Raw genomic sequence first — 15766 nt, forward strand, 5'->3', positions numbered from 1 at the left:
TCGCCTCCCTCCGCGCCCAGGGCGACGGCTCCCTCGACCACTCCGCCCTCCTCCGCGGCGTCGAACGCCTCTCCGGCCACACCATCGAAGGCTGAGCCGGATCGCGGCCCCGCGCCGCGAACGGCCCGGAACCAGCCGGCGCCGCGACTGCCGCACTGCAGTCGTGGCGCCGGTTTTTGCCGCGTTCAGCCGGCTGCCGCGGTGACGGGGAGGCTCGCCAGGCCGCGCATCAGCCGCGTCCGCCGCCAGATGAGCGCATCGGTGCCGGCTTCGGTGAGCCGCAGCCGCGGGAGGCGCGTCAGCAGCACCTCGAACGCGATCCGCCCCTCAAGGCGGGCCAGCGTCGCGCCGAGGCAGTGGTGCGGCCCGTGACCGAAGGAGAGATGGCCGGCGGGCCGGTCCAGCCTCAGGGCATCGGGGGCGGGGAACTGCGCCGGATCGCGGTTGGCGGCGCCGGGGGACACCAGGACGACATCCCCCGGCCCGATCAGGGCGCCACCCAGCTCCATCGGTTCGGTGGCGTAGCGGAAGGTCGCGATGGTGAGCGGTGCGTCATAGCGCAGGAATTCCTCGACCGCGCCCGGCAGCAGCCCGGGATCGTCCCGCACGGCGGCGTGCAGCGTTTCGTCGAGGAGCAGGGCCAGCATGCCGTTGCCGATGAGGTTGGCCGTGGTCTCATGGCCCGCGACCACCAACAGCACGGCCAGGGAGGCCAGTTCGGGCTCCGTCAGCCGCTCCTCCTCGTCGCGGGCGGCGATCAGACCGCTGAGCACGTCGTCGCCGGGGGCGAGCCGCCGGGCCGCGATCAGCTCCGTCATGTAGTCGCTGAGGTCGTGCGAGGCACGGTCGACGACGGCGTCCGGATCCCCGGCTGCGAACAGGGTGTTGGACCACCGTCGCACGGCCGCCCGGTCCCGCTCCGGCACGCCGAGCAGTTCGCTGATCACGGCGACGGGCAGCGGTACGGCGAACTCCTCGATGAGGTCCACGGTCCCGCGCGCGGCAAGGCCGGCGGCCAGCGCATCGGCCGGCCCCGCCGCGAGCTCGCGGATCCGGGGCTCCAGACGGGCGACGGCCGCCGGAGTGAACGCCTTCATCGCCAGCCTCCGCAGCCGGCCGTGGTCCGGCGGGTCGGTGGCGAGCATGGTGCGGCTGACGGCGGGCGCCAGATTCCGGTTCGAGGGACGGTCGGCGAAGAACCGGCCGGTGTCCTTCGACAGCCGCCCGTCGGCCAGCGCCGCCCGCGCCGCCGCCCATCCGGTCACGACCCACGTCGTCCGGCCGTTGTCGGTCCGTATCCGCTGCACGGGGCCGCGCTCCCGGAGGGCGGCGAGCAGCGGGTACGGGTCCCGGGAGAACTCGCTCGAGTGCAGGGGATGGGTCATGGCCGGCTGCCCAGCGCGAGGGCCTTGCGGAGCAGGCGCAAGGTGGCGGCCTGGTCCCCGGCGCTGAGCGCCGCCAGCGGCGACTGCTCCACCGTCGCCTCGATCAGCTCGCCGCGCACCAGCGCCCCCTTGTCCGTCAGTTCGACCGTCTTGGAACGCCGGTCCGCCGGGTCGGGCACCCGCTCCGTGAGTCCCTGCCGTTCGAGGCGGGTCACCAGGAACGTGGCGGTGGAGGGATCGCAGTGCAGCAGGCTCGCGAGGACCTTCATCGACGGGGCAGGCAGCGCGGGGTCGAGCGCCCACAGCGCATCCGCGAGCGGCACCGTCAGCCCCAGTCGGTCCAGGGTCTCCCGGAGCTGGGCCTGGGACGCGCCGATGACCTCGCGGACGGCGATGAGCAGTTCCCGCGTCAGTTCTGCCGGTGTCGGTGTCACCACAGGGCCAGCCTACGGGGGAGGCGCCGGGAGGCTCGCCGCCCGGTGCCCGTGGCCCTCCTGCCGGGGCCCTTCGACGTGCGCGGTCGCGGACCCCGGCGCAGGCTGGACTCATGACCGAGCACCCGCCCGTCATCGTGCATCCGCCGACCCCGTCCGGTGGTCGGCGAGTGACCGTGCGTGGGCAGATCGTGGGCCTCGCGCACGGCCGCGGCGATGTCGCCGAATTCCTCCGCCGCGCGGGCGTCGCAGGACCGGCCGGGGAGATCCAGCTCGACGACCCCCGACTCGTCGAATGGCGCGGCGGCAACCTGGACGACTGGCCGATGCCGCCTGCCTGACGACGCGCGGCGCGGCCCTCCGGGACGGTGGAGGTGCGGCGCGCCGCGATCGAGCCCCTTGCGTCCGCCGTGTCCCTTGCGTCGGCCCCGCCTCGGCCGCGTCAGAGCATCGAGCCGCCGGTGGCGTCGATGCGCTGGCCGGTGATCCAGCGGGAGTCGTCGGAGGCGAGGAAGGCGGCGATGTCGGCGATGTCGGCGGGTTGGCCGATCCGGTTGAACACGGAATAGGCGGCCAGTGCGGCGCGTCCCTCGGGTGTTGCCGTGCGCGCCTCGGTCACATGGGTCTCGACATAGCCGGGTGCGATGGCGTTCACCGTGATCCTGCGCTCGCCCAGGTCCTTGGCAAGGGTGCGGGTGAGAGTTTCCAGCCCGCCCTTGGAGACGCTGTAGGCGATCTGCGGCGGGTGCGCCAAAGTCGTCACCGCCGACGAGATATTGATGATGCGTCCGCCGTCCCGCATCCGCCGCAGGCCGTGCTGGATGAGGAAGAACGGTGCCTTGACGTTCACCGCGATGGTGCGGTCGAATTCCTCTTCCGTGACCTCGTCCAGGCGCGCACGGAACCTGGTCCCCGCGTTGTTGACGAGGATGTCGAGGCCGGATTCGGCGCCGTACGCGGCGAGTTCGGTGTCGAAGGCGGCGAACAGGGCCTCGGCGTCACCGGGTATCCCGAGCTCCGCTCCGACGGTGAATGCCTGTCCACCAGCGGCTCTGATGCTCTCGAGTGTTTCTTTGGCCGCCGTCTCGTTGCTGTTGTAGTGAACGGCGACCAGCGCACCGTCCCGGGCGAGGCGCTGGGCGATGGCGCGGCCGATGCCACGGCTGGCGCCCGTCACCAGCGCGGTCTTTCCGTTGAGTTCACCCATGGTCGGATCGGGCGCCTTCCTGCTGCTGTGGTGGTGTGCGAAGAGCGTATCGAGCGTGCCGCGGTCTCCCACGGGCGCGGTCGGCGGCAATGTGGCGCTGCACGGCGCTTCTTGACGCTGCCAGATGTGCCGGAATGCGTACGCCGTCGGGAGCCCGCACGATTCAGCGGCGCCGCTCGGGCGCGGTGAAGAGGGATGTGGAGACCGGCTCGTCCTGCTGGTAAGAGACCACCTCGACATCGGCGGTACCGGGCACAGCCGAGGGCACTCGCCGGGCCGCGATCACACAGGGCGCGCCGTGTTCGGCGTAGCGGTGGAACTCCGTGCTGAAGGCGTACGGCACGAAGGACGAGGGCGCGGTCAGGGCGCGGGCGGCCTGCTGGGCGGCGTCGAGCAGCACCATGCCCGGCACATGGTCGTTCGCCGGGTTCACCAGCGCGGCATGGCCTGGCGCGATGCGCAGTATCCAGCGGTCGCTCCGGTCGGTGGGGGAGAGCAGGACGTCGCCGTCCTCGAGGCTGCCGGTCAGCTGGTGCGGCACGGGCGGGGGAAGCGGGCCGTTGGTCCGGCGGGCCGCAAGGCGTTCGCCTCGGATCCGGCGGTAGACGGCGGGAGTGGTGACGCTGTATTGGGTGTGGCCCGTCGCGACGGTGCGGCCCGCCGCGCGAAAGGCCATGTCGACGCGGCAGCCGACGAGCTTCCCGGCCCGCATGCGCGTGTCGGCCAGGGAAGCCTCGATCAATAGTTCCCTGGGCCGGCCGTCAACGGTCAGATGGTCCGGGTGTGTGGTGTATGCCAGGTCCGTGAGGACGAAATGGTGGCCGACGGGTACGCCCAGTTCCGTGTGCGAAAGCAAAAGTGCCGCCTGTCGAATCGTCTCGCCGGCGAGCACGATGCTGTGGTGGCCGTGGTGCGGGGTGAAGTACCTGTGATCGTGGGGCCACCGGGCGGTCAGTGAGAAATGGCTGTCGTCCAGCCGGTCACACGAGGTGATCAGGACGTCTTCGATGGCGGTGCGATGCACGAATTTCCCGGGGACGCCGACGTCATGGCGCTGACGTGGAACGCCGCTTCCGTCCGGATCCTGTAGCCCTGTATGCACGGCTCTCGGCCGAACCCTGCCATCGACGTACAACGTGTCGCTCATGAGTGCCCCCAGGCATCTGACGGATGGTGTCGGACGCGAACGCTGTTAAGATACGTACCATCCGGTTTTCTTTTCAATACTGGGCGCTGAAAAATGGTAAAAACCTGATCTGCAGACGAGTGGGAGCCGCAATCGAGCATTGCTCCCCTGGCACACTTCGACAGACAGGAGGCGTCCGATGGTGCAACAGGACCGCGCGATACGGACCCGGCGACTGATCTTGGAGGCGGCGGCCTCGGTTTTTGACGACCATGGATACGATCGCGCCACCATCGCCGAAGTTCTCGAACGCGCCGGGGTGACCAAGGGCGCCCTGTATTTCCACTTCGCCTCCAAGGAACAACTCGCGCTCGCCGTGCTGGATGAGCATGTGCTGGACATTGCCGTGGAGCCGCAGCAGATCAAATTGCAGGAATTCGTCGATGTGACGCAGGTGCTCGCGTATCGGCTGCGCAGTGACCCGATCCAGCGTGGGGCGGCCCGGCTGGCCGTCGAGCAGGGCTCCAACCACCTCGACCGCAAGCGTTCCATGATCTCCTGGACGCATTTTGTCGAGGAGAAGCTGGGTGAGGCGAGGGACTGCGGCGAATTGCTGAAAAGCGTTGTTGTCCGTGAGTCGGCCGAGTTGTATGTGGGTGCCTTTGCGGGTGTCCAGCTGATGTCCCAGACGCTGGCGAACAGAGCCGATCTCAATAGCCGCCTCACGATATTGCATCAGCATGCCCTGCCCAGTATCGCGGTGCCGGCCGTTCTGGCGAAGCTGGATCTCGACCCGGAACGCGGTGCGGCACTCGATGCCGCCCTCAAGGCGGACGTACTGATCGATGCGGCGACGCCATGAGGCTTTTGGTGTGATATCTGGAATTCGTCGCCTCTTGAGGGGAGCGGCCTTTTTCGGGAACCTTAAAACATACCGTCCAGATGGTTTCATGTGTTCTCAGGGGTGCCGCGCTGACGCGGCGCTCCTGTTTGCCGTTCGCCGGGTCGCCGAGCTTCGTGGTAGCTCCGGTGGGGAGCCTCCAGGGCTCGTCGGGCCGACGGGCCGCGGCCGCGCAGGCCGCTGTCGAGCGGCGGGGACTGTCGATGCCGTGCGGGTGACCAGGGCAGGTCGAGTCGGGGCGCAGCGGCGCCGGGGGGCGTGCGGTGAGGTAGATCACTACGGGTGTGCTCCGGCTGCGCCCTGTTGGCCGGAATAGGGCGCTGGGATAAAACGTTCGGCATGCACGTATCACGGTTCGGCGGTGCCGGACCGTGTGTCGCGTTCCTGGGCGATGCCGTGTCCCACGGCAGCCGTCCGCCCTGCACCGCTCCCTTCGACGACACTCACCACCGCCGCCCTGGAGGCAGCACGTATGACGCTCTCGCCGACCGACGAACTGCCCGCACGGGCACCGGACCAGGACGCCGCGGGGGTGGCACCCGATGCCGGCGGGCACCGCAGAGCCGGCCGCGGCATCGTCCCGGTCCTCGCCTTCTCCGGCATCGTCGTCGCGGTGATGCAGACCCTGCTCGTGCCGGTCATCAAGGACCTGCCGACGCTGCTCAACACGGCGCCCAGCAACGCCACATGGGTCATGACGGCCACCCTCCTCGCCGGTGCCGTCTCGACGCCCATCATGGGACGCCTCGGCGATCTGTACGGCAAGCGGCGGATGCTGCTGACCAGCCTCGCCGTCATGGTCGTCGGCTCGCTGATCTGCGGATTCACCAGCGATCTGGTCACCATGATCGTCGGCCGGGCGCTGCAGGGCTTCGCCATGGGCGCCATCCCGCTCGGCATCGGCATCATGCGCGACGAGCTGCCGCGCGAACGGCTCGGTTCGGCGATGGCCCTGATGAGCTCGTCCATAGGCGTCGGCGGCGGCCTCGCGCTGCCGGTCGCGGCCCTGGTCGCCCAACACGCCGACTGGCACACCCTGTTCTTCGGCGCCGCCGGGCTCGGCGTGCTGTCGATGCTGCTGACCCTGCTCGTCGTACCGGAGACGTCCGTGCGCGCTCAGGGGCGCTTCGACGTGGCCGGCGCCATCGGGCTGACCGCAGGACTGGTCGCCCTGCTGCTGCCCATCACCAAGGGCAGCGACTGGGGCTGGGGTTCGCCCACCATCCTCGGGCTCTTCGGTATCGCGGTGGTGATCCTCGTCCTGTGGGGCGTGATGGAACTGCGGATGTCCGACCCGCTGGTCGATCTGCGCACCAGCGCCCGCCGCGAGGTGCTGCTCACCAACCTCGCCTCCATCACGGTCGGCGTGGCGTTCTACGCGATCTCCCTGGTGCTGCCGCAGCTGCTTCAGCTGCCGACCTCCACGGGCTACGGCCTCGGCCAGTCGATGGTGGTGGCCGGTCTGTGCGTGGCGCCGCTGGGCCTGACGATGATGTTCGTCGCCCCGCTGTACGCGCGGATCGCCGCCCGGCGTGGCCCCAAGGTCTCGCTGCTGCTCGGCATGCTGGTCATCGCGATCGGCTACGGCGCGGGCATCGGCCTGATGAATGCGCCCTGGCAGACCGTCATCATCGCGGTGATCGTCGGCGCCGGCATCGGCCTGGCGTACTCCTCGCTGCCCGCGCTGATCATCGGCGCCGTCGACCCGTCCGAGACCGGCGCGGCGAACGGCCTGAACACCCTGATGCGGTCGATCGGTACGTCCGTGTCCAGCGCCGTGATCGGCATGGTGCTGGCCCATCTGTCCCAGGACATGGGCCCGGTGACGGTGCCCACCATGACCGGCTTCCGGGTCTCCTTCCTGATCGCCACGGCCGCCGTCCTGATCGGCGTGCTCCTGGCGGCGTTCCTGCCGTCGCAGCGCAAGACGCCCCGTGCGGCGCCGACCCTGGTGGCGCAGGGCGCGGACGCGGCCGCGGGGCCGGACGGCGCGGACGCCCCGGGCGCTGCGGATGCCCCGGGCGCTGCGGATGCCCCGGGCGCCGGCGCGCACGACCCGGTGGCCTCCGCCTCGCCGGCGCGGCCTGCCCTGCCCACGCCATTCGCCCCCTCCACGCCGCCCGCGCAGTCCCTGCCTTCCTGGGCCAAGCCGGTCGCCGAAGACCCGCCGCACCGCACGGCCTTCCACGGCCGGGTCCTGGACCCGGCCGGCGCGCCCGTCCGCCGGGCCACCGTCACCCTCATCGACCGGCAGGGCCGGCAGGCCGCGGTCACCACGACGGGCGATGACGGCCGCTATGACCTGGCCGCCCCCGCCGCCGGTACGTACGTCCTCACCGGCGCCGCGCCCGGCCGTGCTCCGCACGCCGCCTCGGCCACGTACCACGGGGCGGGCACGCCGACCCCGCTGGACCTGGTGCTCGCCGGCACCGGCCGGCTGGGCGGGACCGTTCTGGGGGGCCCGGACGGCGTCCCGCTGGCCGGGGCGAGCGTCGTCGTCACCGATGCCCGTGGCGAGGTGGTCTCCCGTACGGTGTCCGGCTCCGCGGGCAGCTGGGAGGTCGCGCATCTGCCGTCCGGCGCCTACACCCTGGCCCTGAGCGCCCCGGACCACCGGCCCGAGGCCCGCGCCGTCGAGCTCCCGGGCGCCGAGGCCGACCGTCAGGACGTCCGGCTGCGGCCGACCGCCAGCGTCCGCGGCACGGTACGGGGCCCCGGCGGCCGCCCGCTCGCCGACGCGGCGGTGACCCTCCTCGAGGACGGCACGGTCACCGGCCACACCGTCACCGGCCCCGACGGCGCCTTCGCCTTCGCGGGCCTGACGGCCCGTCACTACACCCTCGCGGCGGCCGGCTACCCGCCGCACGCCGCCCCGATATCGCTCTCCGGCGGCGCCGACGAAACCCTCGACCTGGACCTTGCCCAGCAGTCGGGGGCCGCCGGCTGACGGGCCCCCCGCCCTTCCGGCCGGCCCGGCCGCCCGGTCTTCCGCAGCTTCCGGCCGCGCAGGACCGGGCGGTGGCGGGGGCCGGCACGCCCATCCGGCGGCGCGGTGCCCCGGAGGGCGGAGGCGGACTCGCCGCCCTCCCCGCCCTGGCCCGTATCGCCGCGCGCCCCGGCCTGACGCGGGCCCCGTACGGTGGCGGCCGGCCTCAGCGCTCCAGCAACTCCCGCAAGGTCGACTCCAGTTCGGCCTGCAGGGTGCGGCTCGCCGCTTCCCCGTCGCCGCCGACCACGGCCGCCACCAGCTCCGCATGCCGGGCCTCGCCGTGCACCGGATCCCTATCGTGGAGCCCGAGCAGCTCCACGAGTTCGATCAGGCCCTGACGCAGGGCGGGGACGAACTCGGCGAACAGGTCGGCCAGTACGGGGTTGTGCGCGGCGTCGACCACCGCCGCGTGCAGGGCGATGTCCGCGTCCACGAAGGCGGCGTTGTCGCCGCCGGACCAGGCGTCGCGCCGCCCGTCGAGGGCGGCGCGGAGGGCCGCGGCATCGGCTTCCGTGCGGCGCTCGGCGGCCAGGCGGGCGGCCTGGACCTCGACCATCATGCGGACCTCGTAGACATCGGCGACCGCCGCGCGGCGCAGGCGGGCGGGCCAGTCCTCGGCCGGCTCGGTGGCGATCACGAAGACGCCGGAGCCCTGCCGCGGCTGCACCAGCCCCGCACCGGCCAGCGCCCGTACGGCTTCGCGCACGGTGGAGCGGCCGACGCCGAGGGTCTTGGCCAGGGTGGTTTCGCCGGGGAGCTTGGTGCCCACCGGCCAGTGTCCGCCGGTGATCTGGTCACGCAGCCGCTGGGCGGCCTGTTCGACCAGGGGACTGGGGCGAAGGGCTTCGAGAGACATCCGCTGCTTCCTGCCACCTCTCAAGGTGTCTGCCCCTCAACTTGTCTGAGGAGTAGGTTGTCTGAGGAGTTGATTCATGGTTAGTGTACCCGGCATGAAGCTGCGTGGTCTCCTTCTCGGCCGCCGCGGCGGGGCCTGAAGCGACCGGCACCCCGCCGCGGGGTTCGGTGCTGCCGGTCTCCCTCCGGCTGGTGAGAAGGACGCGATGACCAGCACGAGTTCCACCGCATCCGCCGCCGTACGCGGCGCCGCCCCCGCTTTCCCCACGCTCCGTACGCCCGACGGCCCCGTCCCCGCCGCCGCACCCGCCTGGAATCCGCAGCGCGGCAGCGCGATGCCCGCCCACCGCTATCTGCCCGCCCACGAGCGCGTCGAGGTGCCGCGCACCGAACGCGCCTGGCCCGCCGCCCGCATCGAGCGTGCGCCGCTGTGGGTGCCGGTCGATCTGCGGGACGGCAACCAGGCGCTGGTGGAGCCGATGGACACGCCCCGCAAGCGCCGGATGTTCGACCTGCTGGTCGCGATGGGCTTCAAGGAGATCGAGGTCGCCTATCCGTCCGCGAGCCGTACGGACTTCGACTTCGTGCGGCATCTGGCCGAGAGCGGCGCCGTCCCCGATGACGTCACCGTCGTCGTCTTCACCCCGGCCCGGCGCGAGCTGATCGAGCGGACCTTCGCCGCCATCGAGGGGCTGCCGCGCACCGTGGTGCACCTGTACACCGCCACCGCCCCCACCTGGCGCGAGGTCGTCCTCGGCCGCAGCCGCGACGAGGTGCACGCCCTGGTCCGCGACGCCGCCGCGTACATGGCCCAACTGGCCGCCGCCCGCCCGCAGTCCGACATCCGCTTCCAGTTCTCTCCGGAGGTCTTCAACCTCACCGAGCCCGATCTCGTCCTGGAGATCTGCAACGGGCTGACGCGGCTGTGGGACGCCTCGCCGGACCGCCCGGTGACCCACAATCTGCCGGCCACCGTCGAGGTCGCCACGCCCAATGTGTACGCCGACCAGATCGAGTACATGCACCGCCACCTGGAGCGGCGCGAGGGGGTGATCCTCTCCGTGCACCCGCACAACGACCGGGGCACCGGGGTGGCCTGCGCGGAACTCGCCGTCCTGGCCGGCGCCCAGCGCGTGGAGGGCTGTCTGTTCGGCAACGGGGAGCGCACCGGCAATGTCGACCTGGTGACCCTCGCCCTCAATCTGCACACCCAGGGCGTCGACCCGATGATCGACTTCTCGGACATCGCCACCGTCCGCCGCACGGTCGAGGACTGCATCCGCATCCCGGTCCATCCCCGCCACCCCTACGCCGGCGAACTCGTCCACACCGCCTTCTCCGGCACCCACCAGGACGCCATCAGCAAGGGCCTGGCCCACCACGCCAAGCGCGCCGCCGAACTGGGCGTACCGGAGTCGGACGCGCCCTGGACCGTGCCGTACCTGCCGGTCGACCCCGCCGATCTCGGCTGCAGCTACGAGGCCGTCATCAGGGTCAACAGCCAGTCGGGCAAGGGCGGCATCGCGCATCTGCTGCGCCGCGACTACGGGCTGGACCTGCCGCGGGAGATGCGGCCCGACTTCTCCCGTACGGTGCAGAGCGCCACGGACGACAGCGGCCGGGAGGCCACGCCCGAGGCCCTGTGGGAGCTGTTCCGGAGGACCTATCTCGTCCCGGGGACGGACGGTGCGCTGACGCTCGGCGCCTGGAGCGCGGCCGAGCCCGCACCGGGGGAGCACCGGGTCACCTGTGAACTGGGTGCCGCCGTCCACGAAGGCACCGGCAACGGGCCGCTCGCCGCGTTCTGCGCCGCGCTGGCCGCCGCCGGACACCCCGTCGACATCGTCAGCTACGCCGAACACGCCACCGCCGCCGGGCCGGACAGCGCCGCCGTCGCCTACGTCCAGTGCCGGATCGACGGCGCCGTCCACTGGGGCGCGGGTCGGGACACCTCCGTCCTGATGGCCTCCGTACGGGCCGTGCTGTCGGCCGTCAACCGGGCGGCAGTGGCCGGGCGAGGCGTCACCGCCGCCGGCTGACGTACGACGCGGGACGCCGTGGCGCCGTACGCGGCCGCGGCGTCCCGCTCGCGACGCCGTGGCGCCGTACGCGGCCGCGGCGTCCCGCTCGCGCCGTTGCACTTTCGCGGCGAGGGCTTGGACTTTCCCGGGCGTTCCGCCCCGCGCGCCTTGTCCGCGCGGTGCGGGTGCCCGAGGATGTGGCGACCCTCGCGCCCGTGCCGATTCACCGAACCGGGAGAGACGATGCTCAACATCCCCGTGTCCCGGCTGCGCAGGGCGGCCGTCGCGGTGCCGGCCGCCGTCGCTGCCGTCGCGGCCCTGGCCGCCCCGCCGGCGGTAGCCGGAGACCAGGCGCACACCAAGGGATCCACCTACTACGTGGACTGCGGCGCGGGATCCGACGCGGCCACCGGCACCAGCCCCGGCACCGCCTGGCGCACCCTCGAGAAGGCGGGGGCGGCGGTCCTGGGGCCCGGCGACCGCATCCTCTTCCGGCGCGGCACCACCTGCACCGGCACCTTCGCACCCACCGCCTCCGGCACGGCCGGTGCGCCGCTCTCCGTGGGTGCGTACGGCAGCGGCGCCGCACCCCATATCGAGGGCGCGGGCGCCCGGGCCGCGATCCTCCTGGACAATGTGCAGTACTGGGAGCTGCGCAACCTCGAGGTGTCCAACACCGGCCCGGCCACCACCACCGACCGGCGCGCCGGGGTGCTCGTACGGCTGCATGACTTCGGCACCGGGCACCACTACCTCATCGACGGCGTGGACGTACACGACGTCAACGGCGCCGACTTCAAGGACCCCGACCCGTCGGGCGGCATCCTCTTCGCCGTACAGGGCTCGGCCGAGCCGACCCGTTTCGCGCAGGTGACGGTCCGTCATTCCACCGTGACGCACACCGATCGCACCGGCATCGGCACCTCCTCCACCTGGGGCCGGCGGCCCGAACACCCGAAGGGGCCCGGCACGTCCTTCGCGCCGATCACCGGCCTCTCGGTCCACCACAACACGGTGCGCGATATCGGCGGGGACGGGATCGTCGTACAGAACGCGGTCGGCGCGCGAGTCGAGAACAACCGGGTCGACGGCTTCAACATGCGCTCGGCCGGCTACAACGCCGGGATCTGGGCCTGGAATTCCGACCGGGTCACCTATCAGTTCAACGAGGTCAGCGGTGGCCACGGCACCCGGGACTCGATGGCGTACGACATCGACGGCGGCAACAACGGCAACGTCTACCAGTACAACTACAGTCACGACAACGAGGGCGGCTTCCTGCTGGTCTGCAACGGGGAGGGGATGACGTCCGACCGCAATACGGTGCGCTACAACGTCAGCCTCAACGACCGCAACACCTCCGCACCGTACGGCGTGATCTCGGTCGTCTGCGCGGCCGCGACCCACACCCTCGTCCACAACAACACCCTCGCCACCAGCGCCCCGGGCACCGCCGTGGTGAGCAGCAACGGCCCCGGCGGCGTCGTCTTCCGCAACAACGTCTTCGCCGGTGCCGAGGCGAACTCCCCGATCACCGATGCGCACAACACCTACGACCACAACCTCTACGCCCGGATCTCGCGCCCTCCCGCCGGCGACAGCGCGGCGGTGGTCGCCGATCCCCGCTTCGTCGGGCCGAACGACCTGCAACTCCGCGCCGGCTCCCCGGCCCTCGGGGCGGGCGTGCGCGTCCCGGAGTCGGGTGACCGCGACTTCTACGGCAACCCGGTCCCCGACCCGCCGAACATCGGTGCCTACCAGGGGCGGGGGAAGTAGCGCGCCGGCCGTCCGTTTCTCGTCAATGTCACCTTCGAGCGGGCGGTTTTCGGACGCTCATCGGGGCCGCCGCGGCGGATGCGGTCGGCGGCCGCGCGATAGGCAACCGTCCCGGAGGCCACACGCACAACGCGCGGCACATTGCCACCGCGGGGCGTCGGCGTCACCCGGGGCCGGTGAGGTGTGGTGGTGCCGGTGGGGCCGAAGGGAGGGGCGGCCGAACCGGTGAGGGGCGCGTTCGGAACGGGGGAATTTCTGCGAGCCTGAGCGGCGCATCCGGAGTTCCCGGCCCGTCGGGCGGGGGCCGCCGGAGCCGCCGCCGGGCCGGGCGCTCGGGACCGTTAGTGGTGCGTTAGCGCCTCGTTAGCGGACCGGCAGTGGACGGGGTCACGCTGGAAGGACAACGGACCGACCGTGCGCACCCCCACCCCTGAGGGTACGCAACCACCAGACGAGGGGGAGACTGATGTCGCTCACCGCCCAATCCCTCGGCCGCGGCCGCCGGGTCGCCGCCGGATCACTGATCGCCGTCGCGGCGCTCGCGCTCACCGCCTGCCAGAGCGGGACCGACTCGGCCTCGCACTCCTCGTCGGCGTCCGCGCCCGCCGCGGCCAACAGCGCGCAAGACGGTCACAGCTCGCAGTCGTCGGGCAACAACACGCGACCCTCCGGCAGTCAGGGACGCTCCGCCGAGGCCGCCGGGCCGTCGTCCGGCGCCGGGGCGAAGACCCCCGCCGGCAAGCCGGAGGCCAAGGCCCCGAGCGCCTCGCGGTCCCACACCTCGGCCATGACGGTCTCGGACCGCTGCACCGCGGACAACATGTCGCTGCGCATGGGCCGCACCGACATCGGCGCGGGCAACATCCACATCCCGCTGGTGTTCACCAACAAGGGCAAGACGGCCTGTACGCTGCGGGGCTTCCCGGGGGTCTCGCTGATCATGCGCGACGGCTCGACGGTCGGTAAGCCCGCCACCCGCTCGGGCGCCGCGGGCGGTTCCGTCCGCCTGCAGCCCGGACAGAGCGCGCACTCCGTGCTGCACACCGTCAACGACGGCGTCTCCGACACCCCGTGCTGGAACAAGTCGCAGCTGGTCTACACCTACCCGCCCGGCTCCAAGGACTCGATGACCACCAACAGCGGCGGGCTGCGGGTGTGCGGCGGCCGGTTCGATGTGACGACGGTGGAGGCCGGATCGCTGGGCTGACGGCACCACCGCCGGGCGGCCGACAACGCCCCCCGGTGATTGCGCGCCCGGACGCGGAAACCGCGGGCCGGGCGGCCCAGGGCGCGTGCCGCGACGTCGGTCACTCAGCGCCGCGCTGCCGCCGGGCCGTACGAGGCCTCGCCGCGCAGCGCCCTGCCGCGCGCCCATGGGGAGCGCGGCATCGATCGTTGCCAGGTCGTGGGCGAGGGTCCATGCACCTGGTGGGGCGGCGGCAGGACGCCCCGGGATGCCTTGGAGTCGCGGCGGGCAGGGAGCGGGGCGCCGATGCCGCCGCGGGGGTGGTGATGTGCCGGCCGGCGGGGACCAGGGCCGGCTCTTCTGGGTTCCGGGGTGCCGGGTGCCCTGAAGCCGTGGGTGGACGGGACCGGGGTCGCCGCGTACGAGAGCGGCGGCCCGCTGACGCATGCGCCGGGCCCCGCCGCCTTCGTGCCCTGAACGGCCCGCCGACCGCCGTCGTCCGCTGAGTGGGCCATGGGCCGCGCGCCACGCCCCTGTCACCGGAACGGCCCGCGTAACCGCTCGGGACGGGGCGATCGGTGCTACCAAAGGGAACGAAAGCCGTCATTCGCGCTTTTGTTGCATACCCCTGCGATGCGCCCCTGCGAGGAGGCACCCCCATGGCTGCAGGACCGCCGACCGCCGTCGACCACGCGCAAGCGAACGGGAGCCCGTCCGGTGCGGACGAGGCCCCGATTCATGTGCTCTGGATCAACGCGGGTCTCAGTTGCGACGGCGACTCGGTGTCGCTGACCGCGGCGACCCAGCCGAGCATCGAGGAGATCGCGCTGAGCGTGCTGCCCGGCCTGCCCAAGATCCAGGTGCACTGGCCGCTGATCGACTTCGAATGCGGACCGACGCAGGGCGCGGACACCTTCATCGAGTGGTTCTTCAAGGGCGAACGCGGCGAGATCGACCCGTTCGTGCTGGTCGTCGAGGGCTCCATCCCGAACGAGTCGATCAAGCCGGAGGGGTACTGGTGCGGCTTCGGCGACAACCCCGAGACCGGCCAGCCGATCACCACCAGCGAGTGGATCGACCGGCTCGCCCCCAAGGCGCTGGCCGTCGTCGCGATCGGCACCTGCGCCACGTACGGCGGAATCCACGCGATGGCCGGCAACCCGACCGGCGCGATGGGCGTGCCCGACTACCTCGGCTGGGACTGGAAGTCCAAGGCCGGCATCCCGATCGTGTGCGTGCCCGGCTGCCCGATCCAGCCCGACAACTTCTCCGAGACCCTGACCTATCTGCTCTACCAGGCAGCGGGCTCGGCCCCGATGATCCCCCTGGACGACCAGCTGCGCCCGACCTGGCTGTTCGGCGCCACCGTGCACGAGGGCTGCGACCGGGCCGGGTACTACGAGCAGGGGCAGTTCGCCACCACCTACGACTCGCCCAAGTGTCTGGTGAAGCTCGGATGCTGGGGTCCCGTGGTGAAATGCAACGTGCCCAAGCGGGGCTGGATGGATGGCATCGGCGGCTGCCCGAACGTCGGCGGCATCTGCATCGCCTGCACCATGCCCGGGTTCCCCGACAAATTCATGCCGTTCATGGATGAGCCGCCCGGTGGCAAGGTCTCCAGCACCGCCAGCGCCGCGTACGGCAGCGTCGTCCGCCGACTGCGCGACATCACCGCCAGGACCGTGGACCACGAGCCCAAGTGGCGCCACCGCGGCGGCAAGCTGACCACCGGCTACCGGTCGCCCTGGTGACCGTACGCCCCGAAGTCCTCCAGGCCCGATCGCACGATCGCCGATCGCCCGGCCGGTGAGTGCCCGGCTCCTGGCCGCCCGGTCGGGGGCCGGGCGCCGGACGCTCCCGCCGGACCCCACAGGCAGACCCCGCAG

At 72.0% G+C, this 15766-nt stretch carries 12 protein-coding genes and 1 pseudogene; 8 read left to right on the plus strand and 5 right to left on the minus strand.

The features are described 5' to 3' along the window. Nucleotides 1–95 (plus strand): annotated as a pseudogene (locus ACIRPT_RS37805) (2-hydroxy-3-oxopropionate reductase); the annotation flags it as partial. Between the two features lie 90 nt (nt 96–185). On the opposite strand, the gene ACIRPT_RS37810 reads toward ACIRPT_RS37805, so the two are convergent. Then, nucleotides 186–1385 carry a cytochrome P450 gene (locus ACIRPT_RS37810; protein WP_403835921.1) on the minus strand — a complete coding sequence of 400 codons (1200 nt, stop codon included), beginning with the start codon at nt 1383–1385 and terminating at the stop codon, nt 186–188. Next, nucleotides 1382–1822 carry a MarR family winged helix-turn-helix transcriptional regulator gene (locus ACIRPT_RS37815; protein WP_403509099.1) on the minus strand — a complete coding sequence of 147 codons (441 nt, stop codon included), beginning with the start codon at nt 1820–1822 and terminating at the stop codon, nt 1382–1384. Before ACIRPT_RS37815 ends, ACIRPT_RS37810 begins: the two co-directional genes overlap by 4 nt. A gap of 110 nt (nt 1823–1932) precedes the next feature. Here ACIRPT_RS37815 and ACIRPT_RS37820 point away from each other — a divergent pair, with 110 nt between their 5' ends. Further along, nucleotides 1933–2160: a hypothetical protein gene (locus ACIRPT_RS37820; RefSeq protein ID WP_403835923.1), complete on the plus strand. Its 228-nt coding sequence runs from the start codon at nt 1933–1935 to the stop codon at nt 2158–2160. Between the two features lie 101 nt (nt 2161–2261). On the opposite strand, the gene ACIRPT_RS37825 is transcribed toward ACIRPT_RS37820, so the two are convergent. After that, the gene (locus ACIRPT_RS37825) at nt 2262–3026 is read right to left on the minus strand and encodes a glucose 1-dehydrogenase (RefSeq protein WP_403835925.1); all 765 of its coding nucleotides are present in this window, start codon (nt 3024–3026) and stop codon (nt 2262–2264) included. A 163-nt stretch (nt 3027–3189) separates the two neighbouring features. Then, entirely contained in the window at nt 3190–4173 is a 984-nt protein-coding gene (locus ACIRPT_RS37830; RefSeq protein WP_403835927.1) for a ScbA/BarX family gamma-butyrolactone biosynthesis protein, read from the minus strand. Nucleotides 4174–4351: 178 nt separating this feature from the next. Between ACIRPT_RS37830 and ACIRPT_RS37835 the strand changes: the two genes are divergently transcribed. After that, entirely contained in the window at nt 4352–5014 is a 663-nt protein-coding gene (locus tag ACIRPT_RS37835; protein ID WP_403835929.1) for a ScbR family autoregulator-binding transcription factor, read from the plus strand. Between the two features lie 511 nt (nt 5015–5525). Beyond that, complete coding sequence (locus tag ACIRPT_RS37840) at nt 5526–8000, plus strand: MFS transporter (protein WP_403835931.1); 2475 nt, start codon at nt 5526–5528, stop codon at nt 7998–8000. Between the two features lie 205 nt (nt 8001–8205). On the opposite strand, the gene ACIRPT_RS37845 is transcribed toward ACIRPT_RS37840, so the two are convergent. Next, a complete protein-coding gene (locus ACIRPT_RS37845) occupies nt 8206–8898 on the minus strand; it encodes a FadR/GntR family transcriptional regulator (RefSeq protein WP_403835933.1) in 693 nt (230 codons plus the stop codon). Between the two features lie 205 nt (nt 8899–9103). Between ACIRPT_RS37845 and ACIRPT_RS37850 the strand changes: the two genes are divergently transcribed. From ACIRPT_RS37850 to ACIRPT_RS37865, 4 genes are all read left to right on the plus strand, one after another. Next, nucleotides 9104–10936: a 2-isopropylmalate synthase gene (locus ACIRPT_RS37850; protein ID WP_403835935.1), complete on the plus strand. Its 1833-nt coding sequence runs from the start codon at nt 9104–9106 to the stop codon at nt 10934–10936. A 225-nt stretch (nt 10937–11161) separates the two neighbouring features. Next, nucleotides 11162–12694: a right-handed parallel beta-helix repeat-containing protein gene (locus ACIRPT_RS37855; RefSeq protein ID WP_403835937.1), complete on the plus strand. Its 1533-nt coding sequence runs from the start codon at nt 11162–11164 to the stop codon at nt 12692–12694. Nucleotides 12695–13160: 466 nt separating this feature from the next. Continuing rightward, entirely contained in the window at nt 13161–13901 is a 741-nt protein-coding gene (locus ACIRPT_RS37860; RefSeq protein ID WP_403835939.1) for a DUF4232 domain-containing protein, read from the plus strand. 638 nt (nt 13902–14539) lie between these two features. Beyond that, the gene (locus tag ACIRPT_RS37865) at nt 14540–15631 is read left to right on the plus strand and encodes a hydrogenase expression protein HypE (RefSeq protein ID WP_403509075.1); all 1092 of its coding nucleotides are present in this window, start codon (nt 14540–14542) and stop codon (nt 15629–15631) included. Nucleotides 15632–15766 lie beyond the last annotated feature (135 nt).

The organism is Streptomyces sp. NPDC101227 (genome assembly GCF_044767545.1).
Classification (GTDB): domain Bacteria; phylum Actinomycetota; class Actinomycetes; order Streptomycetales; family Streptomycetaceae; genus Streptomyces.